The sequence below is a fragment of the Thiocapsa roseopersicina genome (assembly GCF_900106925.1).
Lineage (GTDB): Bacteria > Pseudomonadota > Gammaproteobacteria > Chromatiales > Chromatiaceae > Thiocapsa > Thiocapsa roseopersicina.
In genome coordinates this window covers 97,241-123,949 of sequence record NZ_FNNZ01000005.1, presented here as the reverse complement: position 1 = coordinate 123,949, position 26,709 = coordinate 97,241, and the positions used below count along the sequence as shown (strand labels likewise).

At 66.2% G+C, this 26,709-nt stretch carries 26 protein-coding genes; 13 read left to right on the top strand and 13 right to left on the bottom strand.

Annotated features, from left to right (window positions below):
* The first annotated feature begins 245 nt into the window (after nucleotides 1-245).
* The 12 genes from nifB to BLV04_RS07575 all read left to right on the top strand — a co-directional run bounded on the left by nifB (nucleotide 246) and on the right by BLV04_RS07575 (nucleotide 9,568).
* On the top strand, nucleotides 246-1,757 hold the full coding sequence (gene nifB / locus BLV04_RS07635) for a nitrogenase cofactor biosynthesis protein NifB (RefSeq protein ID WP_093029705.1): 1,512 nt from the start codon (nucleotides 246-248) through the stop codon (nucleotides 1,755-1,757).
* 25 nt (nucleotides 1,758-1,782) lie between these two features.
* The gene (locus BLV04_RS07630; protein ID WP_093029703.1) at nucleotides 1,783-2,061 is read left to right on the top strand and encodes a 4Fe-4S dicluster domain-containing protein; all 279 of its coding nucleotides are present in this window, start codon (nucleotides 1,783-1,785) and stop codon (nucleotides 2,059-2,061) included.
* Between the two features lie 119 nt (nucleotides 2,062-2,180).
* Nucleotides 2,181-2,618: an ArsC/Spx/MgsR family protein gene (locus tag BLV04_RS07625; protein WP_093029701.1), complete on the top strand. Its 438-nt coding sequence runs from the start codon at nucleotides 2,181-2,183 to the stop codon at nucleotides 2,616-2,618.
* On the top strand, nucleotides 2,618-3,916 hold the full coding sequence (locus BLV04_RS07620) for an FprA family A-type flavoprotein (RefSeq protein WP_093029699.1): 1,299 nt from the start codon (nucleotides 2,618-2,620) through the stop codon (nucleotides 3,914-3,916). Before BLV04_RS07625 ends, BLV04_RS07620 begins: the two co-directional genes overlap by 1 nt.
* A gap of 46 nt (nucleotides 3,917-3,962) precedes the next feature.
* The gene (locus BLV04_RS07615) at nucleotides 3,963-4,247 is read left to right on the top strand and encodes a 2Fe-2S iron-sulfur cluster-binding protein (RefSeq protein WP_007193631.1); all 285 of its coding nucleotides are present in this window, start codon (nucleotides 3,963-3,965) and stop codon (nucleotides 4,245-4,247) included.
* Between the two features lie 119 nt (nucleotides 4,248-4,366).
* Complete coding sequence (locus tag BLV04_RS07610; protein WP_093029697.1) at nucleotides 4,367-4,714, top strand: 2Fe-2S iron-sulfur cluster-binding protein; 348 nt, start codon at nucleotides 4,367-4,369, stop codon at nucleotides 4,712-4,714.
* 4 nt (nucleotides 4,715-4,718) lie between these two features.
* On the top strand, nucleotides 4,719-5,306 hold the full coding sequence (locus BLV04_RS07605; protein WP_093029694.1) for a nitrogen fixation protein NifQ: 588 nt from the start codon (nucleotides 4,719-4,721) through the stop codon (nucleotides 5,304-5,306).
* Nucleotides 5,281-6,261, top strand: a complete 981-nt coding sequence (gene draG, locus BLV04_RS07600) for an ADP-ribosyl-[dinitrogen reductase] hydrolase (RefSeq protein WP_093029692.1) — start codon at nucleotides 5,281-5,283, stop codon at nucleotides 6,259-6,261. The genes BLV04_RS07605 and draG overlap by 26 nt, the downstream gene beginning before the upstream one ends.
* 97 nt (nucleotides 6,262-6,358) lie before the next feature.
* Nucleotides 6,359-6,886 (top strand): carboxymuconolactone decarboxylase family protein, encoded by a 528-nt coding sequence (locus tag BLV04_RS07595; RefSeq protein WP_093029690.1) that lies wholly within the window; start codon nucleotides 6,359-6,361, stop codon nucleotides 6,884-6,886.
* 320 nt (nucleotides 6,887-7,206) lie between these two features.
* Nucleotides 7,207-8,136 (top strand): ABC transporter ATP-binding protein, encoded by a 930-nt coding sequence (locus BLV04_RS07585; RefSeq protein WP_093029685.1) that lies wholly within the window; start codon nucleotides 7,207-7,209, stop codon nucleotides 8,134-8,136.
* A complete protein-coding gene (locus BLV04_RS07580; protein WP_093029683.1) occupies nucleotides 8,133-8,966 on the top strand; it encodes an ABC transporter permease in 834 nt (277 codons plus the stop codon). Before BLV04_RS07585 ends, BLV04_RS07580 begins: the two co-directional genes overlap by 4 nt.
* Nucleotides 8,967-9,094: 128 nt before the next feature.
* Nucleotides 9,095-9,568 carry a pilin gene (locus BLV04_RS07575; RefSeq protein WP_093029681.1) on the top strand — a complete coding sequence of 158 codons (474 nt, stop codon included), beginning with the start codon at nucleotides 9,095-9,097 and terminating at the stop codon, nucleotides 9,566-9,568.
* Here BLV04_RS07575 and BLV04_RS07570 read toward each other — a convergent pair.
* Together BLV04_RS07570 and BLV04_RS07565 are read right to left on the bottom strand one after the other, a co-directional pair.
* On the bottom strand, nucleotides 9,537-10,346 hold the full coding sequence (locus BLV04_RS07570) for an N-formylglutamate amidohydrolase (RefSeq protein ID WP_093029679.1): 810 nt from the start codon (nucleotides 10,344-10,346) through the stop codon (nucleotides 9,537-9,539). The two genes, BLV04_RS07575 and BLV04_RS07570, sit on opposite strands and share 32 nt — an antisense overlap.
* Nucleotides 10,343-11,146 (bottom strand): transglutaminase-like domain-containing protein, encoded by an 804-nt coding sequence (locus BLV04_RS07565; protein ID WP_093029677.1) that lies wholly within the window; start codon nucleotides 11,144-11,146, stop codon nucleotides 10,343-10,345. Before BLV04_RS07565 ends, BLV04_RS07570 begins: the two co-directional genes overlap by 4 nt.
* Before the next feature lie 265 nt (nucleotides 11,147-11,411).
* On the opposite strand from BLV04_RS07565, the gene BLV04_RS07560 reads away from it, so the two are divergent.
* A complete protein-coding gene (locus tag BLV04_RS07560; protein WP_093029675.1) occupies nucleotides 11,412-11,939 on the top strand; it encodes an ATP-binding protein in 528 nt (175 codons plus the stop codon).
* Here the strand turns inward: BLV04_RS07560 and BLV04_RS07555 are convergent.
* The 11 genes from BLV04_RS07555 to BLV04_RS24340 form a co-directional block, all read right to left on the bottom strand.
* Complete coding sequence (locus BLV04_RS07555; RefSeq protein ID WP_139191877.1) at nucleotides 11,936-13,471, bottom strand: nucleotidyltransferase family protein; 1,536 nt, start codon at nucleotides 13,469-13,471, stop codon at nucleotides 11,936-11,938. The genes BLV04_RS07560 and BLV04_RS07555 overlap by 4 nt on opposite strands.
* Before the next feature lie 65 nt (nucleotides 13,472-13,536).
* Nucleotides 13,537-14,280, bottom strand: a complete 744-nt coding sequence (locus tag BLV04_RS07550; RefSeq protein ID WP_093029671.1) for a sugar transferase — start codon at nucleotides 14,278-14,280, stop codon at nucleotides 13,537-13,539.
* Nucleotides 14,277-15,605, bottom strand: a complete 1,329-nt coding sequence (locus BLV04_RS07545; RefSeq protein ID WP_093029669.1) for a WecB/TagA/CpsF family glycosyltransferase — start codon at nucleotides 15,603-15,605, stop codon at nucleotides 14,277-14,279. The genes BLV04_RS07550 and BLV04_RS07545 overlap by 4 nt, the downstream gene beginning before the upstream one ends.
* Nucleotides 15,602-16,186 (bottom strand): serine O-acetyltransferase, encoded by a 585-nt coding sequence (locus tag BLV04_RS07540; protein WP_093029667.1) that lies wholly within the window; start codon nucleotides 16,184-16,186, stop codon nucleotides 15,602-15,604. Before BLV04_RS07540 ends, BLV04_RS07545 begins: the two co-directional genes overlap by 4 nt.
* A 21-nt stretch (nucleotides 16,187-16,207) precedes the next feature.
* Nucleotides 16,208-17,206, bottom strand: a complete 999-nt coding sequence (locus BLV04_RS07535; protein WP_093029665.1) for a glycosyltransferase family 2 protein — start codon at nucleotides 17,204-17,206, stop codon at nucleotides 16,208-16,210.
* Between the two features lie 15 nt (nucleotides 17,207-17,221).
* Nucleotides 17,222-18,424 (bottom strand): glycosyltransferase family 2 protein, encoded by a 1,203-nt coding sequence (locus tag BLV04_RS07530; protein ID WP_175534537.1) that lies wholly within the window; start codon nucleotides 18,422-18,424, stop codon nucleotides 17,222-17,224.
* Nucleotides 18,421-20,697: a hypothetical protein gene (locus BLV04_RS07525; protein ID WP_093029663.1), complete on the bottom strand. Its 2,277-nt coding sequence runs from the start codon at nucleotides 20,695-20,697 to the stop codon at nucleotides 18,421-18,423. The genes BLV04_RS07530 and BLV04_RS07525 overlap by 4 nt, the downstream gene beginning before the upstream one ends.
* Entirely contained in the window at nucleotides 20,694-21,938 is a 1,245-nt protein-coding gene (locus BLV04_RS07520) for a glycosyltransferase family 4 protein (RefSeq protein ID WP_093029661.1), read from the bottom strand. Before BLV04_RS07520 ends, BLV04_RS07525 begins: the two co-directional genes overlap by 4 nt.
* Nucleotides 21,939-21,985: 47 nt before the next feature.
* On the bottom strand, nucleotides 21,986-23,296 hold the full coding sequence (locus BLV04_RS07515; protein WP_093029659.1) for a glycosyltransferase family 4 protein: 1,311 nt from the start codon (nucleotides 23,294-23,296) through the stop codon (nucleotides 21,986-21,988).
* Between the two features lie 183 nt (nucleotides 23,297-23,479).
* A complete protein-coding gene (locus BLV04_RS07510; protein ID WP_175534536.1) occupies nucleotides 23,480-25,009 on the bottom strand; it encodes a phosphotransferase family protein in 1,530 nt (509 codons plus the stop codon).
* A complete protein-coding gene (locus BLV04_RS24340; protein ID WP_139191875.1) occupies nucleotides 24,999-26,654 on the bottom strand; it encodes an MATE family efflux transporter in 1,656 nt (551 codons plus the stop codon). The genes BLV04_RS07510 and BLV04_RS24340 overlap by 11 nt, the downstream gene beginning before the upstream one ends.
* Between the last annotated feature and the right edge of the window lie 55 nt (nucleotides 26,655-26,709).

The window sequence follows — 26,709 nt, the reverse complement described above, 5'->3', positions numbered from 1 at the left end:
TCCGGAACAGCGACCATCCGTGTTGCTACGGAGCGAACCCCCTATTGCCGCTGCGGTGGTGCCGATTCCCACAAATCGGTTTGGCTTAGGCTGTCGTGATCCCGACAGCCGTACCGGCCTGGCGTCAGCTGAACGAAATTTTTCAATCGGTTAAGCAATCGCAAAGACTAGGCATTGTCTTTGCATGCGTGCCTCCCAGAGACATCTTTTCGCGGGGCCTGTGCCCCATCTGCGGAGGCAGCGTGATGGAGTTGAAGGTGATTGCCGATGCCGCGGGCGCGCCCGGCGGCGGTTGCACGTCGAGCGGCTGCGGTGCCGGCGGCGAGAAGCTCGCCCATCTGCCCGAGGCGATTCGCGCCAAGATCAACAACCATCCCTGTTTCTCCGAGGATGCGCATCATCATTACGCGCGGATGCACGTCGCCGTCGCGCCCGCCTGCAACATCCAATGTCATTACTGTAACCGCAAGTACGACTGCTCCAACGAGTCGCGCCCGGGCGTCGTCTCCGAGGTGCTGACCCCGGATCAGGCGGTGAAAAAGGTCATTGCCGTCGCCGCGGCTATCCCGCAGATGACGGTGCTCGGAATCGCCGGTCCGGGCGATCCGCTCGCCAATCCGCAGCGCACGCTGGAGACCTTCCGCCAGCTCTCCGAGAAGGCACCCGACATCAAGCTCTGCGTCTCCACCAACGGCCTCGCGCTGCCCGGTTTGGTCGACGAGATCTGCAAGCACAACATCGAGCACGTCACCATCACCATCAACTGCGTCGACCCGGACGTGGGCGCCAAGATCTATCCCTGGATCTTCTGGAACAACCGCCGGGTGACCGGTCGCAAGGCCGCCGAGATCCTGATCGCGCAGCAGCAGAAGGGACTCGAGATGCTGGTTGCGCGCGGTGTCCTGGTCAAGGTCAACTCGGTCCTGATCCCGGGTGTAAACGCCGAGCACCTCAAAGAGGTCAGCCGCGTCGTCAAGGCCAAAGGCGCCTTCCTGCACAACGTGATGCCGCTCATCGCCGAGCCCGAGCACGGCACCTTCTACGGGTTGATGGGCCAACGCGGCCCGACCAACGAGGAGCTCAGCGCGCTGCAGGACGCCTGCGCCGGGGACATGGCTATGATGCGCCATTGCCGCCAATGCCGCGCGGATGCGGTCGGCATGCTCGGCGAGGATCGCGGGGATGAGTTCACGCTCGACAAGATCGCCGAACAGGAGGTCGATTACGCCGCGGCGATGGCCCGTCGTGCCGAGGTCCATGCCGCCATCGAGGCCAGCCGCACGGCGCAGCGCAACCAGTCCAGCGAGACCTTCGTCTCCATCGCCTCCCTGACCCGGCGCCGCCCCGCGCGCCCCGAGCCCCGTCCGGTGTTGATGGCGGTGGCGACCACCGGCGGCGGCCTGATCAACCAGCATTTCGGCCACGCCCGCGAGTTCCTGGTCTACGAGGCCAGCGCGAGCGACGTGCGCTTCATCGGTCACCGCAAGGTCGACCTCTATTGCTCGGGCGACGAGACCTGCGGCGACGGCGAGTCGGTTCTGGCCAAGACCATCCGCGTCCTCGACGGCTGCGAGGTCGTGCTCTGCTCGCGCATCGGTTACGAGCCTTGGGGGCAGTTGGAGGCCGCCGGCATTGCGCCGAACGGGGAGCATGCGATGGAGCCCATCGAGGACGCGGTTGCCGCGGTGTATCGCGAGATGGAGGCGGCAGGACTGCTCGAACGCTCCGGCGGTACAGCGCAGAGAATGAGCGCCTAAAACGCAGAATCAGCGGAGACCAGTCATGGCTTACAAGATCATCGAAGGTTGCGTGAATTGCTGGGCGTGTCTGCCCCTGTGTCCGAGCGAGGCAATTCGCGAGGCACTCCCGCATTTCATGATCGATGCGCGCGCCTGTACCGAGTGCGAGGGCGACTTTGCCGATCCACAGTGCGCGAGCATCTGCCCGATCGAGGGGGTCATTCTGGACGGTCTCGGCGTGCCGGTGAATCCGCCGGGGTCGTTGACCGGTATCCCGCCGGATCGGTGGGCGGAAATACGCACCCAGATCCAGGCCCGCTGAATCGCACGTCCTGTGATCCGCGATGTCGGGGTTCAAGCGGCCTTTGAGCAGTCCGCAGCCTTGGCGGGGCGCGGTTCGGAAATTTTTATTCGGTTGATGCGGAAGGGAAAGGTGAGCTGATGTCGTCTGTGCTGTTCTACGAAAAGCCGGGGTGCCTGTCCAACGCCAAGCAGAAGGCGTTGCTGGCGACGCTCGGGCATCGTCTGACGGTGCGGAGCCTGCTCGCCGAGCCTTGGACAGCCGAACGGCTGCGTCCGTTTTTCGGGAATCTGCCGGTTCGTGACTGGTTCAATCCGACCGCGCCTCGCATCAAGCAGGGCGAGGTTCGGCCCGAGACCCTGGACGCAGCGACGGCCTTGGTGCTGATGCTGGATGATCCGCTGCTGATCCGCCGACCTTTGATCGAATCCGAGTACGGCTGCGGCTGCGGCTTCGAGCCCGGTTCATTGCTGACGGCGCTCGGCGTGACGCTTGCGGCCGATCAGGACTTGCAGTCCTGCTCCCGAAGCGGGCCGGATCCTCGGTGCGATCTGCCGACCGACGGAGCGGCTGCCTGATGTCGCCCGCCGCATCGGTCATCGCTCGGGATCGTTCCGATCAGGATAGGGCCGTCGAGGTCGCGCCCGGCGTGCACTGGATCGGCGCGCTCGATCCGGGTCTGCGCACCTTCGATATCATCCTGCGCACGGCCAACGGCACGACCTACAACAGCTATCTGGTGCGGGGCGAGGAGGGTGTCGCGGTCATCGACACGGTCAAGGCCGAGTTCGCCGAGGACTTCTTCGCGCGCCTGGAGTCGGTCGCCCGCTACGACGAGATCCGCGTCATCGTGCTCAACCATCTGGAGCCGGATCACACCGGGGCGCTTCCCGAGCTGATGCGCCGCGCGCCCCAAGCGCAGCTTTACATCTCCAAGCGCGCCACGCCCATGCTCAAGGCGCTACTCAAGCCCCGCGACGACCGGCCGCTGACCTACAAGACCGTCGGTACGGGCGACGAGGTCTCGCTCGGCGGACGGACGTTGCGCTTTCTGCACACGCCATTTCTGCACTGGCCCGATACCCAGTGCACCTGGTTGGCGGAGGAGGGGGTGCTCTTCTCGGGCGACGTCTTCGGTTGTCACCATTGCGATGCACGGCTCTTCAACGACCTCTGCGGCGATTTCCGCTTCGCGTTCGACTACTACTACGCCCACATCATGCGGCCCTTCAAGGGCTATGTCGTGGATGCGCTCAAGCTGATCGAGCCGCTGCCGATCAAGCTGATCGCCCCGACCCACGGACCCATCCTGCGCGATCGACCGCGCCGCTATGTCACCCGCTATCGCGAGCTGTCCACGCCCAGTCTTGCCGAGCGTATCGATCAAGGCGAGCGCTCGCTGATCATCTTTTACATGAGCGCCTACGGCAGCACCGCGCGCATGGCCGAGGCGATCCGCGCCGGCGCGGAGGAGGCGGGCGGGATCCGCGTCTCGCTCTACGACCTGGAGGGCGGCGAGATCCAGCCCTTCGTGGATCTGATCGAGTCCGCCGACGCCCTGGTCCTGGGCTCGCCGACGATCAACGGGGACGCGGCCAAGCCGATCTGGGATCTGCTGTCCTCGCTCGCCGTGATCGATCTGAAGGGCAAGCTCGGTGCCGCCTTCGGCTCCTACGGCTGGACCGGCGAGGCAGTGAAGATGATCGAGGATCGCCTGCGCGGGCTGAAGCTCCGTGTACCGGTCGCAGGTCTGCGTATCAAGCTCATCCCGACGGACGAGGAGCTCGAGGAGTGCCGCGACTTCGGGCGCGCGCTGGCCGGGGCACTCGTGCGCGGGGAGCAGGGGCGGGTCATCGACTTCGCCGACTTGGGCTAAACCCTTTCACCATTCACAACCATCGACAATTCAGGAGTCAGACACCATGGCGAAAGCCAAGATTACATTTTCGGATATCGAGCAGACCGTCAACGTCCCCGCCGGAACGCGGGTCATCGAGGTCTCCGAGCGGATCGGCGCCGGCATCATCTACGGCTGCCGCGAGGGCGACTGCGGTACCTGCATGATGCATGTGGAGGAGGGTTGGAACAATCTGACCGAGCCCTCCGTGCTCGAGGAAAAGGTCCTGCGCGAGAACATGGCCAGCCGTCATGACCGGCTCGCCTGCCAGGCTCAGATCCTCGGCGACTGCAAGGTCAAACCGGCCTGATTCACCGCGACGGTCAGCCCGATGCCGACCCGTCGTCCCCGTTCGTGACCGACCGGAGCGCTCGCGGTGCCGCGCACGGCATCCAACGCCCGGTCATCGACCCAGAGAGACCCGTTACAATGCCACTCGTGACCTTTTCAAGCCCCGATTACAAAGACAAGACGGTTTATGCCGTGGCGGGAAGCCACACCGAGACCATCCTCAAGCTCGCCAAGGAATACAAGGTGCCCTTGCACCACGACTGCCAGGACGGCGAGTGCGGCAACTGTCTGGTGCGCGTCACCAGCGTCGACCGCAAGGGCCGCATGAGCGGCTTCCTGACCGACAAGGAGCGCAGCGTGTTGGTCGAGCTGGGCAAGCTGACCAAGGACGACATCGATCGGATCGCCGTCGACGACATGCCGAGCGAGTGGCGTCTGGCGTGCCAGATGATCGTTCGCGACGAAGACATCCTCGTGGAGTACTGAGGTCGTGTCGGCCCTCGCCCTCGACTCGGAACAGGATGCCGGCCGCATCTATGCCCGCCTCATGGTCAGGGCGTTCGGGGCCGGCAACGATCAAGCCTTCGCGAGTATGATCGCGACCCGTGCCGCGGGCGGCGGAGCCATGCCGCCCTGGCTCGGTCTGGATCCGGCCGCATTTCATTGTTTGATGCGGCACCATTTTCCGCGAGCCGCTTCGCGCGACTTTCTCGACGCGATCGGCGGCGCGACATCCTCGCCCGAGGTGCGCGGCGACGAGCGCGAGGAGCTGGTTCGGCTGATGCTCATGCACAAGGCCGGCGACTCCCCGTCCGAGGTTTGGATGGCCCATGTGGTCGCCGCGGGCTGTCTGGCGAGCGACCATCTCTGGCAGGATCTCGGACTCTGGAACCGGGCGGATCTGACTGCGTTGATGCGCCGGAATTTCCCCTCCTTGGCCGGACGCAACGTCAATGATATGAAATGGAAGCGGTTCCTATACAAACAGCTCTGCGAGGCGGAAGGGATCTACACCTGCCGAGCGCCGTCGTGCGAGGTATGCACCGACTATCATGCTTGTTTCGGACCTGAGTACTGAGCTGGCTTGGACGACATCCAAGACCAACACCGTCTTTGATCGGGCGGCGGGAGCCTATCTCGGCCTCGCCGTCGGGGATGCGCTTGGATCGACCGTCGAGTTCATGACGCCGCGGGAGATCCGCGAGGTCTATGGGGAGCACCGTAATCTGATCGGCGGCGGTTGGTTGAGGCTGCGCAAGGGGCGGGTGACCGACGATACCGAGATGAGTCTCGCCCTGGGCAACAGTATCCTTGCGTCCGGCGGGGTCGATGCGCGCGGCATCGCCGAGGCGTTCAGCGACTGGATGCGCACCAAGCCCGTCGACATCGGTCACACGGTTCGCCGCGGCATCAGCCAATATCGCCTGCACGGCACCCTGGAGGTTCCCGAGAACGAGCACGACGCCGGCAACGGCGCCTGCATGCGCTGCCTGCCGATCGCACTCTTCACGCTCGGGGCTGCCGAGGAGGCAGTCGCCGAGGCCAACCGGATTCAATCCCACGTCACGCACCACAGTCGCTTGGCCGACGCAGGCACCCTGACCGTCATTCGCATGGTCCAAGCGGCGCTGCTGGGTCGGCCCAAGAGCGATCTGCGCCTGCTCGCGGAAGCGTTGGTCGCGCTCGAGCCGCAATATCGCTTCGATCGTCGCCGCATGGAGAATCCCGGCGGTTATCTGGTCGAGACACTGCGCGCCGTCTTCCAAGCGCTGTTCGCGACCGACAGCTTCGAGACAGCACTGGTGGATGTCGTTAATCGCGGCGGAGACGCGGACACCTCGGGTGCCATCCTCGGGATGATCGCCGGCGCGCTTTACGGTCCGGATGCCATTCCGCGACGGTGGCTCGGCGTCCTCGAAAAGGATACGGCCACAGCCTGCATGGATCAGGCCGCTGCGCTCTTGACGGCGTCGAGCCGGTATGAGGACAAAGGCTCCGCTCGGGGCGAAGGGAAAAATCGAAGCATCTCGTGATCTTATCCGATGCGTCTGCGGATTGCGGCTGAATTCCTGACCAATATACTCGGTTTCACGTTCCGGACTTTCCCGCACACCCGAGCAGGCACCGCACATGATCCCGTTCCAGTTGCACGATATGGAGACCGCCCCCCACTCCTCGCGCGCCATCATGGCGGATATGCAGCGCCACGGCGGAGACTTGCCCAACCTCCTGCGTACCCTCGCCGAGTCGCCGGTTGCGCTCGACGCCTATCGGCAGCTCGCAACGCTGCTGGGTGGCTCGAGTCTGACTCCGATCGAGCAACAGGTCGTCTATGTCACCGCGGCCCACACCAACCAATGCCATTACTGCACGTCCCCGAATCCGATGCTCGGCGATGATGCCCAAGCCGACGAGGTCACCTCGGCGATTCGTCGAGGACAGCGGCTCGTCGACGTGCGTCTCCAGACGCTGCGCCGCTTTACCGCCGCCATGACCGAGCACCGCGGATGGGTGCCGGAAGCCGATGTCGAGTCCTTCCTGCGCGCCGGCTTCACCCGGGAGAACCTCCTCGAGGTCATCACCGGGATCGCGTTGGTGACCTTGAGCAGCTACGCGAACCACGTCACCGCCACGCCGCTCGATCACCTCGCGGCCTGACCTGCCGATCGCACGAGGCGCGGCGGACGAGGAAACGCGCACCCTCGCCAGCCAGCACCATGCAGATCTTGTCGACCGGTGTGCCCTTGCGGCAGATCTCGCTCAAGTGCTCCTTCTTGTGGCCACAGCAGCAGGTGGTGAGCGCGCAGTAGTCGGCAAGGACTGCTCTGAACGGGCACAAGCCGTCGGTCGGGTTTGCGGCTCCGCGATCTCGGCGACCCTGAGGCACTAAGCATAGGGACGATTTCCCTTTGCGTCCTTCGTGCCTTTGCGGTTCAAATATTCCGATCGCTCCACCCACCCGAGTCTCGCCTCCCGCAATGAACGCCGCTGCCTCCGACGACGAACCCGTCTTGCTCGCCAGCGGCCTGGTCAAAAGCTTCGCCGGAGCGCGCGTGGTCGACGGCGTCGATCTGCGCTGTCGTGCCGGTCAGGTCCTCGGCCTGCTCGGCGCCAACGGGGCGGGCAAGACCACCGCGCTGCGGATGTGCTACGGATTCCTGCAGCCGGATGCCGGGACGATCCGCATCGCCGGGATCGACCGTGCCCTCGACCCGGAAGCGGCGGCCCGCTTGGTCGGCGTCTGTACCCAGGACGATACCTTCGACAGCGATTTCACCGTGCGCGGCAACCTGGAGCGAGTGAGCCGCTATTTCCGGCCACGGCTGCCGGATGTGCAGGCGCGAGTCTCGGCGCTGCTGACGCGCTTCGGCCTCGATCGTTACGCGCAGGCAAAGCCCGATACGCTCTCGGGCGGCTATCGACGCCGATTGATGATCGCCCGTGCCTTGGTCCATGCCCCCAAGGTCCTCTTTCTGGACGAGCCGACGACGGGGCTCGACCCGCAGGCGCGGTTCGGCGTCTGGGAGTTGATCGATGCCCTCAGACGGGAGGGTCTGGCGATCGTCCTGACGACCCACTACATGGATGAGGCCGAGCGTCTGTCGGACAACCTCTTGGTCCTGCGTGGCGGATGCGTCGTCGCCGAAGGTCTGCCCCGCAAGGTCCTCGGCGATCTGGTGGGCGAGCACATGCTGGTATTGGATGCGGGTGACCCTGCCGTTCCCGCGGTCTGCGCTTGGGCGCAAGGGGCGGGTCTACCCGAGCCCGCGCGCGTCCTCTCGGCACTGCATCTTGCGCTCGACGGTCCGGGTCTGGCGCAGTTCAGCGCCCGGTTCGGCGAGCTGCGATTCGAGGTCCGCAGCCCCTCGCTCGACGACCTCTTCATGAAGCTTTCGGAGCAGGCATGAGCCGCCGCGACCGTACCCTCTCCCGCTATCTCGCCGTCTTCCAGTGGCAGAGCAGGGCGGTCTTGGGACGGCATCTCAGCGTCTATCTGCGCAACTGGCACACCGCCGCCCTGCCGCCCTTGCTCGAGCCGATCATCCTGCTCCTGGCGTTCGGATTCGGGCTTGGCGCCTTCATCCCGAATTTCGCCTGGCGCGGACAGTCGATCTCCTATCTCGCCTATCTCGCACCCGGCATGCTCGCCTACACGGCCTTCATGACCGCCTTCTTCCAGGCGCTCTTCGCGGCCTACATCCGCATGCACTACCAGAAGACCTGGGAAGGCCAGTTGATTACCCAGATCCGGCTGGAGCATGTCGTGTGGGGCGAGCTGCTCTGGGCTGCGACCTTGGGGACCGCCTATGCCCTCATCGTCACGCTGGTGTTGGCGGGTTTCACCCTGGTCGGATGGCTGGATCTCAATTGGGCCGGCGCGCTGCTCGCGCTGCCGCTGCTGTTCCTCGCCTCGCTGGCGTTTGCCACGCTGGGCCTGCTTTTCACGGCGATCGTGCCCAGTATCGATCACATGAACATCCCCTTCTTCCTGGTGATCATGCCGCTCGGATTCGCCAGCAGCACTTACTTCCCGATGGAGGGCGACTCGCCCTGGACGCTCGCTTGGCTGACCCTGAATCCGCTGCATCACCTCGCCGAGGGCACGCGGCTGGTTCTGGTCAACGGCGAGATCAGTGTCCATCTGGCCGCGGCCTTCGGGCTTTTTGTGCTGATGATCCTGGTCCTGGTGCCGATCGACTATCGGCTGCTGCGGCGGAGGGTGTTGGGCGAGGGTTAGTCGCGATCGGTCGTGGCCGACGGAGACGAAGCCGCTATACTCAAACCGTGCTCGCGCCGTCATCTTCGACATTGAGACAGACCGCCCGGCGGCGCCTTGAATCCGCGACCATCCAAGCAGGAGCTGCAATGCATGTCATCGGGAAACAAAGCGGATTCACGCTGATCGAGGTCATGATCGTTGTCGCCATCCTGGGCATCCTGGCGGCGCTCGCCGTGCCTCAGTATCAGACCTTCACCACGCGGGCAAAGATCGGCGAGGGGTTGGTGCTGCTCGGCCCGGTCAAACTGGCTGTATCCGAATACTATGCCTCGCATGGCCGTCTGCCGAGCGCGACGAATTGGCTGACCTTGCTCCGAGAGCTGGGTTTGAGCGCCGACACCGACACGGGCGCGGCATCCGGCAGCTATGTCAAGCGGGTCTGGTGGAACAACACCGCACGCGAGATTCGTATACGCTACGGCTTCGATCCCGTCGACGACAAGGTCATCTATCTGCGTGCGGATTTTAATCCGGCCGGTCAGGCGATCTGGACCTGTTTCGCTCCCGGGGGCAACGAGGGTGTGCCGTCTAAATATTTGCCGGGAAGCTGCCGAGCTTGATCGCCTCGGCCTCGATCTCCCGGTAGGCCGCAGCCAAGCGCTCCACCCAGGCATCGATCTGCGCCGTCGTTCTAAGCCCGTCGTTGCGGATCTCGATCATGACGGCGTGCAGCCCGCGGCCTTCGCCATGCACGGGGACCGTGTAGTCGATGGCCTCCTCGATCGGGTAGGGCTGGTTGTCGCCGACGATGCCGTCCACCCGGTGACCGAGTGCTGTCGACATGAGGGCCGCGAAGCGACGGTCGCGCCAGTGCGAGACACCGACGGGCCAAGGCCGTTGTTCGCCGCTCAAAGCCGGCGTGAAGCTATGGATACTGAGCAAAATGCTCGGGCGATTCGAGCGGGCGTCCAAGAGTCGCTCGATGGCGTCGTGGTAAGACCGGAAGAGGGCCTCGACGCGGGCCGCTCGCGCCTGCGTGGTCAGTCCGAGGTTGCCCGGAACGAGCACGCCTGCACTCTGCTCCGCGATCGATGCCGTGTTGGCGAGCGGGCGGTTGCAGTCGATCACCAGGCGCGAGTAGCCGCTCAGCACCAGCGGCGCATCCAGATGAGCCGAGAGTCCGCGCGCCACCTCCGCGGCACCCGGATCCCAACCGATATGATCCGCCAACTGCTCGGGGGCCAGACCGAGTGAGCCCAGTCGACGGGGTATCCGATTCGAGGCATGGTCGCAGACCAGGACGGCGCTGCCGGCGCCCTGCGCATTGACGATCTCGAAGGCCGGCGGCTCGTCCGGGTCCAACAACGTCGCCGTCCAGCCCCGGGGCGCTGTGCTCATACCTCGTCGGTCCAAACCTTGAAGCTCTTCAACACGTTCGGGCCGAACGCACTGCTGATGGCGACGTCGGCTGCATCCCGGCCCTGTGCGATCAGGATTCGGCCGATGCGCGGGATTTTGTTGCGCGGATCGAAGGTGTGCCAGTGCCCGCCGAGATAGACCTCCATCCAGGCCGAGAAGTCCATCGGGTCCGGCGAGGCGGGTACCCCGATGTCGCCGAGATAGCCCGTGCAGTAGCGCGCCGGGATGTTCATGCAGCGACAGAAGGCGATCGCAAGATGGGTGTAGTCGCGGCAGACACCCTTGCGCTCGTTGTAGGCTTCGAGCGCGGTCTTGGTCGCGCGCGCATGCTGGTATCCGAACTCGATATGGCTGTGGACGTAGTCGCAGATCGCCTGGACACGCGCCCATCCGGGCGGTGTCCGGGAGAAGAGCTTCCACGCGATCTCGGAGAGGCAATCGGTCTCGCAGTAGCGGCTCCCGAGCAGGTAGACCAAGGTCTCCCCGGGCAGGTCCTCGACCGCGTGCTGCATCGCGTCCGCGTGAATCGGATCAGGAAGACCGTTGTCCATGACGAGCGCATCGGCTGAGATGCGGATCTCGCCGGCTGGAGCCACGATGCGGGTGCACCAGTTGCCGAAGCCGTCGCGGTAGGCGGTCATCGGGACCGACGGGCGGGTGACGACTGGGTCGGCCCTGACCATATCGGAGACCCTACTGAAATGGACGTTCAGCGTCAGGATCATGGGTGTCGGCTGGGGACACTCGAAGATCATCTCGTATCCGATCCGGATCTGCATCCTGAACCTCCCGTGGGCATGGAGAGCCCGTCAAAGCGTATGGATGGCGACCTTTAGTCGTCGCCGATGATTGTTCAAGCGCATTCGGAGCAGCGATCGTCAGCATAGCACCGAAATCGTTGCGCTCGATGGCGGCACCGAGTCCGAAGTCGGCCGGACGGATCGCTTGCCGGACGCGCTCTGTGCGATTGCGACGACCGAGACGACATGGGCTGAAAATAGTTACACTCGCCGTCCATAGCGGCTCGTCGATCAGGGCATTTCAATGAAGAACAGGCGTCGCGATGACGGGGTGGTGGGAGCGGGCGAGGCGACGGTATCGGATCGGTCCGGCGGCAGCGAGCCGGTGAAGGCCGATGCCCGAGTCTTCGACAGTCGCCTCGAGGCGGCTCATGAGGCGGCGTCCTATGTCCGGGCGTTCTGCGACGGCTTGGGTTTGGGCGAGGTCGAGCTCTCGCAGGTCGAGCTTTGTGTGTACGAGGCATTCGTCAATGCCGTAGAGCACGCCTATCACAAGCAACCGGGACACGAGGTAAGGGTCGTGACCGAGGCCGACGCCGGCTCTTTGCGGGTGCGTGTCTGTCAGCGTGGTGTGCTGCCGGATGCGGCCCTGGTGGCGTCGACGCCCGCCGGTTTCGACGACCTGCCGAGCGGGCTCGATGCGCTCGATTTCGAGCTGCGCGGACGCGGTATCCGGATCATCAAGTCCATCATGTCCGACTGCGAGGTGGAGTCCGACGGGGACACCGCCTGTTTGCTGATGACGAAGTCCCTTGCGGCGCAAAGGTCCTAGTCGAGACCCGGTCGCTGCGGCGGCGGACGCCAGCTCGCCGGGCGTAGGATGGCGAGCAGACCCCTGAGCAGATAGACGAGATCGCGTCCGATGCGTCTCTGTCGGGCGTAAAAGACGTCGCTCATGAGCTTTTCCTCGAACGGCGCATCCCTAGGGACGTCGAGCTGCGTCGGACCGAAGAGCCCCGCGGGGGCCTCTTCGCGGATCCGCTCCCAATCATCGCCGAGCCCGTCCGCCGCCTCGGGCGACAGGGGCGTGACCCCGACCAGCCGGAGATCGCCCGACGCCACCGCCAGCAGACGCGGGAGTGCCCGCAGGATCGGTATGCGGGTGCGCCACTCCCGGGCGACGAAGTTCCTGCGTGTGGCCTGACCGAACGCGTCGATGTCGCGTTTGTTGCCGCGCAGGGTGATCGAATCGAACCAGCCTCGGTCGCGATTCGGGAGTGCGGCCAGGGCAGCGATCGGCCACAGCGGGAGCGATAGGATCAAGCCTAGGGTTCCGAGCAGGCGGTGGACGGGGTCGGCGATCCCGCCGCTCAAGGTTGCCTGCTTGAGATCGGCCAAGAGACAGGCATCCGTCACCTGAAGGACGGCGCCCGAATCCACTCGAATCATGGTGTTGGCACTAACGATCGCATTGGTGATCTCCACCAGTTCGCCGACATAGGTGTGAGGGAGGATGACGCTGGAGTTGATGGTCGCACGCCGATCGACGATCACGTCGTCGCTGATCACGACCTCGCCCGTCAGCTCGGCGTCGGGTGCGATCCGACATCGGGCACCGACCAGACAGACGCCCTGTTTCAGTGAGCGCGGCGAGACGCGCGATCCGCGCCCCAGCGTCAATCCCAAGGCGGCCTGTCGGCCGGGCAGGATGAGACCGGGCAGGCGTTTCGCGATCGCATCCAGGTTGACCCGGTGATACTCGGCGAGACTCTGCACTGTGCGAACCTGCTCGGCCGCTACGGGGATCCAGGCGGTTTGCGTTGCCGACGCCTCTCGGCGGGTCGGCGGCCAGGATAGCGGGGTCAGGTCGAGCGCACCGGCGCGATGGATCCCGCAGGCGGCGGATACGCCGTCGGCATCGGCCCAGACCGAATCGCCGGGGGTCGTCTCGGCCGCGGAGATCCAAGCGGGGACATCGAAGCCGTGAATCAGGTCGCCGCGCAGCGCGACGATGGGTCCATCCAGGCGTGTACCGAGTCGGTCGATCACCGCAGTCGGGTCCTCTTCACCGCGGGTCAGGGTGTAGGTCAGGCGTAGTCCCCAGCGTGTTCCGTCGCCGATCACCCGCTGGATCTCGTCGGCAAAGGGCGAGACCACGACGAGAATCCGTCGGATGCCTGCTTTGGCGAGCGATTCCAAGGCGTGCTCGATCATCGGCTTGCCGGCGACCGGCAAGAGGGCGACGCTGGTGCGCTCGGTCAGCGGTATAAGCTCGGAGCCGAGACGGTCGGCGAAGAGGACGGCCTGGTCCATATCCATTACCCCGGAAGAAGGATTCGAGAGGGTCTGAAGGGCGTCGGCCACGACGATCGTCGATGTCTGCGAGGTCGCACGGACGCAAGAAAGGTGGGTGTCATGGTCGGAAGCGCTTAATAGGCGCCCCGCCCGAACAACACGGCAGGCACCGTCTGCCAGAGGAGCTTGAGGTCGGTCAGCAGCGACTGGGACTCGATATAGCGCACATCCAGCTCGACCTGCTCGGGGAAGGGGATATCGGATCGCCCCGAGACCTGCCAGATGCAGGTGATGCCGGGTGTGACCTCCAAGCGCCGCCGGTCGGAGAGCGAGTATTCGTCGACCTCTGCCGGCACGGGCGGACGCGGACCGACCAGCGACATATCCCCCTTGATCACGTTCCACAACTGCGGCAGCTCGTCGATCGATGCCTTGCGGATGAATCGGCCGATCCGGGTGATGCGCGGGTCGCGCTGCATCTTGAAGGTGACCCCGCCGGACATCTCGTTCTCGGCCAGCAGCTCGGCCTTGCGCGCCTCGGCGTCCATGTACATGGAGCGGAACTTGTACATGGTGAAGATCTGTCCCCAGCGTCCGACGCGTGTCTGTTTGAAGAGCGCCGGACCGGGCGATTCGAGCCGGATCGCCAGCACCAACAGCCCGAAGATCGGCAGAAGCAGGATGAATAAGGGGCCGGCCAGCAGGATATCCAGGGTGCGCTTGAGCAGATAGGCCGAGCGTACGACCGCCACCCAGGCGAGCCGCTTGGCGCCGATGCGCAATCGGATCAGCCACGCGGGCTGACCCGCGCGGCTGTAGCGGTGCAGGAGCAGCTCTTCCATCGAGGTGTGGCTCGGTCGTTCGTCGCTGCTCGTCATGAGGTCTCGCCGCCTCGCGCCTGTCGCCACACGCGGTAAAGGAATAAGGGGTTGCCGATCACATAGCGTCGCCACATTCGCCCGGGCTCCTGCATCAGCCGCCAGGTCCATTCGAGCCCGATCTCGCGCATCCACACCGGCGCCCGGGGGATCCGGCCCGAGTAGAAGTCGAAGAGACCGCCGACCCCCATGCGCACCGGCGGCGTCAGGCGCGTATGGTTACGCATGAGCCATTTCTCCTGACGCGGCACCCCGAAGGCGACCAGCAGGATGGAGGCGCCCGAGGCGTTGATCCTGTCGATGACGGCGTCCTCGTCGGCCGGGTCGAAATAGCCGTCTTGAACCCCGTCGATGTGCAGACCCGGAAACTGCGCCTGCATGTTCGCCGCCACCGCCTCGGCGATCCCCGGGCGCGCGCCGAGCAGGAACAGCCCGAGTCCCGATCGGGCGGCCCGCTCGCACAGCTGCGGGAAGAGGTCGGTGCCGTTGACGTTGGCCTGCAGGGCGACCCCGAGCATCCGACAACCGATATGGATTCCGATCCCGTCGGGCAGCACGCGCGCGGCATCGAGGAGGATCCGGCGGTACTCGGCATCGACATAGGCGATGTTGAGGCAATCCGGGTTGACGAAGGCCAGCAACCCGGGATCCCCGGCGACGGCGCGAGCCGCGATCCAGTCCACCGCCTCGGGCATGGTGGTGTTGACGATCGGGACACCGAAGAACTCGAGGACGGGAGGCGTGGGTGCCTCGCCTCCGCCGAGAACCTCTCCGATCAGGGAGCGCACCACCAGGCCGGCATCACCCCGCGCGCTCTGCCCGTAGGCATAATCACGGTCGATCAGCGCCTCGGGCGCATAGGCCACACCGGTGCGGCTCTTGAGTCGATAGGGCGAGAAGACACCGGGTCTGACCGTGAAGCGCACCGCCGCCTCGACATCGACCTGTGCCACCTCGAGCGCACTCAAGGGGCGTGGTCCGGCGACGGCCAAGTCTCCGCGCAGGATATTGAGCAGCACCGCGAGATCGCGCCCCGGCGCCGGACCGGCGAAGTAAAGCCGCTCGAAGGGTGCGCGGAAACGCCCGACCAGTGGCTCGCGATCGAAGATCCGACTCGCGCTCGCGTGGGCCACCGCGCCTCGCAGCAACAGCAGCGGAGCGAGTATCACCAGGAGCAACAGCGCGACCGTCAGGTCGAGTGCCCGCGAGAGGAGAACCCCGAGGACCGTGAGCGGCGGCAAGAGGCTCCGCAGCCAGAGTGCGCGCCACGGCCGCTGCCGGCGGCCGAGCGGACCCGGGATCTTCAAGTCGGGCTTGCGCTTCATGATGTCGTCGCCCCGGCGTCGGAACGGGCGTCTGTCCCGGACGAGATCTCCGCACCGGCCGAGGCGCGGGTCGATGTCGCCTCGCCTCGGGAAATGATCCGGGCCGGGACCCCGACCGCGAGACAGCCGTCGGGGACGTCCTGAATCACCACCGCGTTGGCCCCGATCGCAACATCGTTGCCGATGCGGATCGGGCCGAGCACCTTGGCGCCGGCCCCGATGTCGACCCGGTCGCCGATCCTGGGCGCTCCGCGCACCCCGCGATGACGCAACCCCACCGTCACCCCGTTGCGTACCACGCAGTCGTCGCCGAAGACGGCGTCCCCGCTAATGATGATGCCGCCGAAGTGCTCGATCAGGAAGCGCCGGCCGAGCCGCACCTCGCAGGGCAGGTCGATCCCGGTCATGATCTGCGAGAGCACCTTGAGGAGCTTGTAGAGAAAGGAGAATGGCCAGCGCAAGACGCGGTTCTCGATCCCGTAGCGCCAGCGCCCGAAGCGATAGACGAGCATGACCCAGAGCCCTTGGCGTGCCCAGTCGCGTTCGTAGGTCTGCCAGTCTTCACGGATGTTGTCGAACATGGCGTGCTCCCGACTCGCTGCCTACCAAGGTCTCGGCGGCGAGCGACGCCCGCCGGCCGTCTCGCGCCAGGCCCGATCGAGCAGGCCGACGATCGCCGACGACTCGGCGCGCTTGGCTTCGCGCTGCGGGTCGCCGCCGCGGTTTCGCCAGGCACGCACCCGATGCCAGCTCGACTCCAGTTGACGCATCGCCCAAGCGCCGAGCCAGCCATGGTGCTTGCGATAGTAGAGCAGGCCGCTGCGCATCCGCCAGAGTGTGAGCTGTGCGCCTTTGCCGGCCGCACTCATGTCCAGGTCGCCGTGTGTGCGCGAGGACTCGCCGCCGATATGGACCACGACCACATCCGGCCAATAGCGGATTCGCAGTCCAGCTGCGCGGATCCGCCGGCATAGATCGACCTCCTCGTAATAGAGAAAGAATGCCTCGTCGAAATCGCCGATGCGGGTCAGCAGGTTGCGGCGGACGATCGAGAAGGCGCCCGGGACCCAGTCGACGTCGGCCGCTTCCATCGGGTCTGCCCAGGTGCGGTCGAAGCGCCCGAAGAAGCGGCTGCGCGGGAAGCGTGCCGCCAGCCCGGAGAGTGTCAGAAGCTCGATGAGCAACGACGGAAACATCCGGGCCGAGGGTTGCCATTCGCCGTCGCGTCCGATCAGTCGTGCCCCGCCCAGACCGATCCCGGGGTCCGCATCCATGTAGCGCACCGCGCGCTCGAGCGCACCCGGTTCGAGGAAGGCATCCGAGTTGAGCAGGACCAGATAGCGCCCGCGCGCCGATTTGAACCCCAGGTTGTTGGCCGCCGCAAAGCCGAGATTGGTCGCGCTGCGGATCAGGGTCGCCTGCGGGAAACGCTCGGCGACCCGGTCCGCCGAGCCGTCGCGCGAGGCGTTGTCGACCACGATGATCTCGTAGCTGACCGGGCCGACCTCGGCGATCAGGGTCTCGATGCATTCGACAAGCAGGTCGCGGGTATTGAAGGAGACGATGACGACCGAGACGTCGGGTGTGGTTGGATCGGACATCGGCATGGCTCCCCCTTAATCCTTCGGCTCGGTGTCGTTGCGCTCGGTGCGCACCCAGGCTGCATCGGTCCGGGAGGCCCGTCCGATGGCGCGCAGGATGGTGAGCTTCCAGAGGATGTAGAAGGGTGCCGTCGCCAGGGCGAGCAGATCGCGCCAACCGCCGCCCCCGATACGAATCGCCGCCAAGACATGCAGTGCGACCAGGGTCAAACCCAAGAGCGCATAGATCCTGGTGGGTCCAAAGGGCGGTACCAAGGCGACGAGCAGCAACAACACATGAAAAGCCAATGGCAGCAGCAGGAGCTCGAGCAGCGGCTCGGTCAGGCGCCGCTCGCCCGCAAGGATGCGTCCGAGCAGCCGCGGCGACCAGTCGATGATCATCCGGAAACGCCCGCCTTCCCAGCGTGCGCGCTGGCTGGCCCCGCCGCTGCGCGTCATGGGCGCGTCGGTCTGAACCTCGGTCGCCGCGGCGTAGACCACCCGCCGACCGCTGGCGACCAGCCGCAGGTGATATTCCAGATCCTCCACCACGCTGGTCGCCTCGTAGGGCACCGCCGCAAGGGTCTCGCGGGTCAGCCCGAACCCGTTGCCGAGGATGCCGACCGAGAGCCCCCAGCGCTCGCGCCCGCGCAGGCGGAGCACGTTGAAGGCCATCCAGGCGATGCCCATCAGGCGCGCGCGCAGGCTGGACGCCGGGTTGTCGATCCGATAGCCGCACTGGACCGCCGCGGCGCCGCGGCGCATCAGTCGTCGCTGCTCGGTCACCAGATTCGGCGCGACCCGGGTGTCGGCATCGACCACGATGAAGCCATCGAAGGGCTCCTCGAGCAGGATGCCGAAGGCGAAGTCGAGCGCATAGCCCTTGCCGCGGCGCTGCAGATCATGACGCTCCAGGACGCGCGCCCCGGCCGAGCGTGCCCGCTCGGCGGTGTCGTCGGTGCAGTTGTCGGCGATGACCACGACCTCGAAACCCGCATCGCCGGGGTCGCAGGCGCGCAACGAGGCGACGGTTTGCGCAATGCCCTCGGCCTCGTCATGGGCCGGGACCAGGAGGGCGATGCGTCCGATGGGTGTCGTTGTCTTCGGATCGGTTTCGCGCCGCGGCGAGAGGATTCCGCCGAGCGTCAGGAGCAGCAGCTCGATCGTGCCGGGCAGGCTCGGCAGTGCGAGCAGGATGCCGAACAGCATCCAGGGCCAGACAAGCGCGTCGTGCGTCACGGCAGCACCTCCGCCGGGCCCAGGACGACCAGGCTATATGCAGGAACAGTGACCCGGATCCGGTCCTTGCCGATCGCCCGAACGGCGAGGGATTGGGGCTGGACCTCGTCGGCGGTCTCGTTGCCTTTGAACGGATCGGAGGCATCCAGGACGCGCCCGAGGGTCGGCCGTGGGCTCTGCGTATCGGGAAAGCGCAGGGTCAGGCGCCGGGGCTCGGGTGCATCGGAGACGATGGCGACCGACCAGCCCTGCGGGCCTCGGAAAGGTACGACGAGCAATCCGCTGCCCTCGTCGGCCATGGATGTCCGGTGGAGATCTCCGCCGATGACCTGATTGAGCAAGGCGACCGCCCATCCGGTCGGGCGCAGTCGATCGCCGCGGGTGAGGTCGCGCGTGACGCCGAACAGCGGGACCAGGCTCGAGCTGCCTTCGAGCCGCGTGTCGAAGCCGGCGAGGGTATAGACGCACTGGCGTCGTGCGCCGAGCGCCATCGCTTCGAGCAATCGCTTGGCCAAGGCGGGGCCGGAGGCGGCGCCGGTAACGATCGCGGCGCGATCGTCGTCGTCGGCGTCGCCGCGTGTCGTGTGTAGGTTGACCTCGTAGACGGCCAGCTCCTGCTCGGCGGGTTGTCGTGCGACGATCTCGGTCAGACGCCCGCCGTCATCCGCGAACAACAGCTCGAGCGCGCGATCCCGATCCGCCGCATCCAGGCTCGGCAGCATGTAAGGGGCGACGGCGAGGATGTCGGCCTTCGTGCTGGCCGCGGCGACCTTGCCTGCCGAGTAGGGGTTGGCGTGCTGGGCGTTGACGACATGGCGCAGCGCCGGATGGTTGTCGGCGCCCTCTTCGAGTGCCGTGAAGAGTCGGTCGGCCGCGGCGCCGTGGTGCGTGTGGTCTTGGATGCCGGCCGGGCGGAAGATGGCGTTCCAGTTCTCGTTGCCGAATTCGACCAGGACCTGCGAGAACCCGTCGGCCTCGATGCGCTCGGCGAGCCAGGCGCCGAGACGTCGCGCCTCGTCCGTCGTGAAGGTCGTGGGCATGACCAGCCAGGGGTTGGTCCCGACGGTACGGCTGAGATCGAGAAATTCGGGTAGGCCATAGCCATACTCCGCACCGCTGCCCGGTCGATAACGGCTTGCACGTCGGGCATGCGGCTCGGCCAGACGGTTGTCGAGCGTGTCGCCGAGCTGGTTCTGCCAGTCGCGCAGATAACCGGGGCGCAGCTGCTTCAGGGCGGCGACGACCTCCGGGCGGAAGGCGCTCATGTCCGGGTCCAGGGGACTGCCTAACCCCGTGGGCATTTCGTTCTCCGCCGCGATCGGGCCGAGCCAGATGTCGTCGAGATGGACCTGCCCCGGACCGCTGACCTCGATGGCGAGCTCCAGCGCACCGATCTGACCGGCATCCGAGGCATCGAAGGCGTGTTCGATGCGCTGCCAGCCCGGCTCCGGGCGCAGCGTCAGGTCGAGAAAGGGCACCGAGCCGTGCCGTCGAAAGAGGATGCGCACCCGCGGCGGATCGCCGGTCTCGGTGTGGATCCAGAGCGAGAACAACCAAGGCCCCTCGACCGGGAGGAGTTTCCCGGCACGCGCTCCTATAGTGTCGAGATGGCTTGCGAGCCGCAAGGTCGCGCCGGACAAGGGTGTGAGTGCCAGAGAGCGCCGACCGGGGCTATCCGGGGCGATCCGAGCCGGATCCACCTGTACACGCCCCTTGGTGCCGTCGGGCAGCCACCAGTGTGTCGGGGGAAGATCGTCGCGAATGCGTGTCAAGGCGACGATATCTCCGGGGGCGAGTCGATCGTCGAGCCCGTCGGTGATCAGCTCGGGCAGCGCATGGCGGCCCGCGGCGCGCGAGTCGAAGAGGGTCCCCTGTGCACCGGCCGCGGCGCCGGTCAGGATCTCGTAGGTCGCGCCGGACCAGAAGCCGTCCTCGCGGGCGAGCCAGGTCTGATCGTCGCTGAAGCGGTCGTGATCGACGTAGGCAACCCGTACCAAGGCGCGGTCGATGATGCCCTCGAAGCCCGGATTCCCGAGCACATTGCGTCTGAGCTGCTCCGCGCCCCAGTAGGTCGAATGGCCGAGGTTCATCCCGATGCGCTCGACGTTTGCCGCCAAGGGGATGGCCTCGACGCGGGCCTCGACCGAGACCGGAGCAGCGCTCGGGATCCGCGGATCGGTCGGCGCTTCGAGCAGGGACTCGGTCCGGGCGACGCCGGTCCCCGCGATCAGGGCGGCCAGCGCGGCCGCACTCAGCGATCGCAGCGGTGTCATGGCGTCTCTCCCAGGCGGCGCTGCAGGATGTCCGCCAAGCGTCGGGTGTTGGTCTCGAGGTCATACTTGTCGATGACCCGTCGGCGTCCGGCCTCGCCGAGACGGCGGCGACGCTCCGGATCCGCGATCAGACCCGCGATCGCCTCGGCCAGTGCGGCCTCGTCCGAGGGCGCGACCAGCATGCCGTCGACCCCGTCGCGGATCAGCTCGGGATGCCCGGTGATGAAGGTGGTCACGCAGGGGATCTCCATCGCCATCGCCTCCATCAGAACGACCGGGATGCCCTCGGCGAAGCTCGCCAGCGCAAAACAGTCCGCCTCGGCATAGATGGCACGGATGCGATCCTGGTTGACGACGCCTTCGAAGACGACGCGCTCTCCGAGCCCGAGCCGGCGCACCTGCTCCTGGAGCGATGCACGGTCGGGACCGCCGCCGACCAGGCGCAGGCGCACGTCGTGACCCGCACGCACCAGGGCCGCGACCGCATCGACCAGGACGTGCTGCCCTTTGGCCGGGACCAGGCGTCCGACGCACAGGATCTGGAAGGGCGACGGATGCTCGCGAAAGGGCCGTGGGCTAAAAGCGCTTGGGTCGACCCCGAGCGGGGCGATCTCGAGCTTGGACCAGTGCGCGGGCGGCGAGAGCTTCATGAGCTGACTGCGGCAGTAATAGCCGATGCAGCAGATGAAGGCCGCACCCTCGATCTTTTCGGTCAAGCGATAGCCGGGTGCGTCATAGAACTCGTCCGGACCGTGGACCGACATCGAGAATCCGATGGGGAAGATGCGTGCGGCAATGAGCCCCACGGTGGCGGCCGGGGTCGCAAAATGGACATGGAGGTGACCGAGTCCGCGTCCGGTCAGCCAGTGGCCGATCATGACGGCCTCGACGAAATAGAAGAGGCTGTAAACCAAACGCTTGATGTCGGTGCCCCCGAGCCGCAGCGCAAAGAGCAAGCCCTTGGCATAGGCGCCGGGGCGTGCGCGCAGGGTAGCCCAATGGGCATGCACGGCCCCGCGCAGGCCGTCGGCCTTGACGTAATAGGTCGTTGCGGCTTCCTCGCGCTCTTCCGCGGCCAGGTTCTCCGCGGGTCGATCCGGACTGTTGATCGAGGCGACGTCGATGCGCATACCGAGCCCGCGCAGACGGCGAACCTCGCGCAGGATGAAGGTGTGCGAGGCAGCCGGATACTGGCTGACCAGATAGGCCAGCGCCAGAGGCGTGCGTACGGTGTCGTTCATGTGTCTTGCGTCCTTGGCGATTCGAGAGTGCAAAGGTCTGCCGTGGCTCATGAGCCGGATCTGGTCCGGCGCCGGTTGCGGGCTGCGACCGGGTCGGCGAGCAGATCCCGATAGAGCTCGATGGTCGATTCCACCTTTGCGTCCCAGGCGTAGCGCTCTTCGGCGCGGCGGCGTCCGGCCTCCCCGCGCTGTCGCCAGATCTCGGGGTTGCGGACCAGATCGCGCAGTGCGGCGACGAGTCCCTCGACGACCGCCTCGGGTCCTGTCGGCGGCAGCGCCAGACCGACCGCCGAGTCGATGATCTCCGCCGGACCGCCGAAATCCACGGCGATCACCGGACGGGCGCAGGCCATGGCCTCCAAGAGCACGGCACCGCCGGACTCGCGCACCGAGGGCAGACAGAAGACGTGCGCCGCGCGGATCTCCGCTGCCACCTCGGGGGGCGGGAGGTTGCCGGTGAAACGCACCTGCTTGCCGAGCCCGAGCCGCGTGGCCTGCTCGCGCCACTCGCCCGACAAGGGTCCATCCCCGACGATGCAGAGCCGGATCGGCATCTCCGGGGCAAGCCGCGCAACCGCGTCGAGCAACATGCCAACCCCTTTGAAGGGCACCAGACGTCCGACGAAGACCAACCGCAGGGGCTCGCCCGCGACACCCGGCGCGGTCGGCCAGGGTTCAGCCGGAAAGGTTTCGAGCTCCACCCCGTTTTCCAGCACCGGTACGCAGAGGTGATGATAGCGGCGCGGGATGCCGGCGATTGTGGCGCGTGTCGCAGTCAGGATGGCCGTCGCATGACGGGTCCCGCCGGCCAGTGCATCGATGACCCGCCCGAGATGGCGCACCGGGTAGAGCCAGGCCGAGTCCGCGCGGAGGATGTCGCGGAACCCGGGCGGCAGACCCAGGTTGCCGTTCCAGGGTCCAAGCACGACGGGTAGCCCCAGACGGTGAAGGCGTGTGGCCGCGAGCGGCGAGACCGGGGTCGGGGCATGCACGATGTCCCAGGGCATGCTGTCCCGTGATTCTGTCCGGGCGATGCGCAACGCCTCGCGATCGTAGACATAGAAATCCAGCGACGAGACCAGGAAGACCGCATGCTCGCTCTTGGGGAAGATCCGCGAGGCCACCCGATACAGCGGGCCGGCAAACCACTCGGTATCGACATAGAGGATGCGGCCCTCGCCCACCGGCCCGCCGGCCGCCTCGATGGCCGGGCGGTTGCGAACATGGGTGAGCAAGGTCGTCGGCAGCCTGCGAGCGAGCCGGCTGTACCAGTGCCAACCGATCTGCGAGACCGAGCCCATGCCGGGGCCGCATTGGTAGGCGGACAGCAGTAAGCGCGGTCCTTGTGCTGCAGTCATGAGCCTGCCCCTTCCGCCTTTGTTGTTCTCATCCTTCCGTCCGGTCAGTGTAAAACGCGCCCAGAGCAAAATGCGTCATTCTCGTTTTGTGTTCAGCGTCGGAGACGTCCTTGATCTCGGCGAGACGCGGTTTAGATCACTTTTCGATCGGCACCCTGCCTCCGGTGCAGTGCGGACGCTCGTTCAGGTCAATCCGCGGAGATAAGACGTGACACGCGTGTGAATCGGCAGCAGGAGCGCGCCGCCGGAGGTTGGATCGCCGGGGACCGGCGGTCGAATGCCGTCGAGCTCTTCCCAGCGCCGGGCAAGATAGCTGAACCAAAGCGCCGTAGCCTCGCCGGTCGGGATGTGCATGCACACGAGATAGTCGCCGAGACAGCGGCGTGCCAGCGCCTTCGGGGCGCGAGCGGAGCAGAGCAGATAGGCGAGGTCGCCGAGCGGGATGCCCGCGAAGGTCGAGGAGCCCCAGTCGAGCACACGAAAATCCGAACCGTCGGCGTGCGTCAGGCGGATGTTGTAGATGCCCAGATCGCCGTGCTCGAGCACCACCGGGAGCGACGGCGCGAGCCGCTGCAGGTCATCCAGCGCGGCCTCGGCCCTGTGCTGGACGCTGCGGGGCAGGATGCGCCGCGCAACCAGGCGCCGCAGGGGTGCGACGTGACGGGTCTCGATGGTTGCCCGCTCGGGCCGTTGTCGGGTCGTGAGTCCGACCGCCGCCAACCAGTCGGCCATGGCGAGACAAAATCGCGTGCGGCCCCGCAGACGCCAGCGGATCCCGAAAAAGGGGTGGGTCGGCTCGTAGGTATAGGCGAGTGCCCAGCGCCCCGCGACCACGGCGGAGTCGGTCGGGCGGATGACTCGGGCGGCTTCGGCCGGACCCAATGCCTGCTCGATGCGATCGAGCTGCTCGGCCTCGGCGTGCAGGTGCTGCCCGCCCGGAAAGCGCGCGGCCTTGATCAGGCGTCGAGGACGTCCGTCTTCGTCCAGGCTGAAGGCCAGGATCGGGTTGCCGGGCCCGAGGCGACCCGAGGCCAGCAACCAACGCTCCGGAGGCGTCGAGCGGATCGCATCGTCTCCGATGGACGCCAGGGCTCCGCGCAGGGCGGCGAGCAGAGTCGGGTGCGGCTCGCCGCCATCGCGACGATAGAGCGCAATCCCGTGCTCGGGCAGGAGTCGAGCCGCCGCCCCCGGCGACAGACGTGCGCGCAGACCTGTCGCGGAGCGCGAGGGAAAGAGCCGAAGGTCACGCGCGGCGGCCCGCCAGCCGGCGGGATTATCGGGGATCAGCACCCGGAAGGCCGGCCAGTCCGGATAGGCTCGCCAGCGGCCGACGGGTGTCAGATCGGCCGGTATCGCGCCGGCCTTCCGACCGAGGAATCGGCACAGGACACCACCCGGTCGCAGATGACGTCCGGCCGCGATCTCGTCGGAGAAGACGAGGTCATAGGTGCCCTCGGGCGCCTCGATTCGGCGCACGCGCTCGGGTGCCGCAAGGGCGGCCATCGCCGCGAGCGTCGTCTCCTGCAATCTGTCGTGCGGCGGCTCGACGACCAGGTCGATCATGCCGAGCTCCCCGGCGAGATGGGGGAGAAAGGCCGGCTCCCGCGTGCCGAGCACCAGGGTGCGGATCTCGGGCCCGAGCGGAAGGAGCAGCTTGAAGTCGGCGAGACGATAATCCTCGACGCGCGCCGAGGCCCGCAGATCAGTGCTCATTCGGATGGCCTCTCTTGGGTTGACGTCGAGCACCGCCGAAGCGTCCGACCAAGCCCCCGACCTTGCCGGCGACATAGTCTTTTTCGCCCGAATCGAGCTGGAAGAACCACAGCATGGCGGCCTGGAGTGCGCAGTAGGCGATGCCGGCAACCAAGACCAGCAGGACACTGCCCCAACGGTCGTCGCCGACCGACTCGACCCAGGGTCGAGCCAGCAGATAGAGGGCGAATCCGGTCAAATAGGGCCAGAGACCGGGCAGCAGGGCGCCGCGCACGAAACGGGACTGATCCAGCGCCAGGAACCGATTGGTATAGGCCATATAGATCAGCGCACTCAGGATCATGGCCAGGGCAACCGCCAGGGTGATGACCACCACATCGATGCCGAAGACCAGGAAGCCGGCGCCGACCAGGACGATCACCAGCGCAAGCTGCGACAGCGGGTAGATCAGCTCGCGCGCCGGGATGCCCATGCCGCGGTAGATGTTCGAGGCCGGACCGGTCAGGACGTTGAGCTGGAAGGGCAGCGTGAAGCAGGCCAGGATCAGCGGCGCCAGGGCAAATTCGGGGTTCGGCCCGAGCCAGGCGACCATCAATGGCGCGGCGAAGGCCGCCATGAAGCCCATCATGAAGCCCGTCACCAGATTGATGTAGCGCGCGCCCTTCAGATAGAGCCCGAGCAGCTCGCCGCGGCGCTCCTGGGTGTGCATGTAGGAGGTCGCCGGCAGGAAGACGGCGTTCATGGAAGACGGGATCGAGGTCGCCATCACCGGGAATTTCTGGGCGACGTCGAAGAGTCCGGTGGCCTGCACATTGATGAAGAGCCCTGCGATCAGCTTCTCGATCGAGCGCAGGAACATGCCGAGAAAGCCCGAGAGCTGCACGATCCCGCCGTAGCGATAAAAGAGCGCGAGATCGGCCCGGTTGAAGCGCCGCAGCGAGATCCTCAAACCGGGGATACCCCGGAAGCAGAGCCAGACGTTGAGGGTGATCGACACCGCATAGCGGATCGCGAAGGCATACAGTAGGCCGTAGACGCCGAATCCGGCGATCAGGAAGACGACGACCAGCAGGGTCTCGAGCAGGAAGGTCCCGACCCAGACCTGGTTCTGCTGCACGATCCGTTGCAGGCCGGTGAGGACATAGGCAAAGGCGCCCCAGCTCAGCTCGAGCACGAAGACGGCCGCGCTGCCGAAGATGAGCACGAACGCCGTGTCCTGAAGCTCGGGCGAGACAGAGAGGGCCTCGATCAGGGTCGGCAATCCGACCCAGAGGATCCCGAGCGCCACGACGCCGACGAGGCTGACCACCGTCAAACCGGTCGACAGCAGATCGCCGATCCGGTGCTCCTCGCCTTGGGCGTGATACTGGGCGACGTAGCGGATGTAGACGTTGGAGACCCCGAAGGCGCTCATCCCCAAATAGCCGATGAGGATGAAGCACATCGCCCAGATGCCGTATTCCTCCAGGCTGATATAGGCCAGGGTGATCGGCGGGAGAAAGAAGCGGGTGACCAGATAGAGGAGCTTGGCCCCGATCGAGCTGAAGATGTTGCGGCTCACCAGGCGGTTCATACCGCCCGCGTCGAGCGTCTCGCCACGTGCGGCGACAGGGGTGTTGTCCTTGGGTGCAACGCTGTCCGTCATGGCTGTCGGCTCGCTGTGCTGCCGCCTCGGTGATCCGGCTCGGTTGCCCTGAATC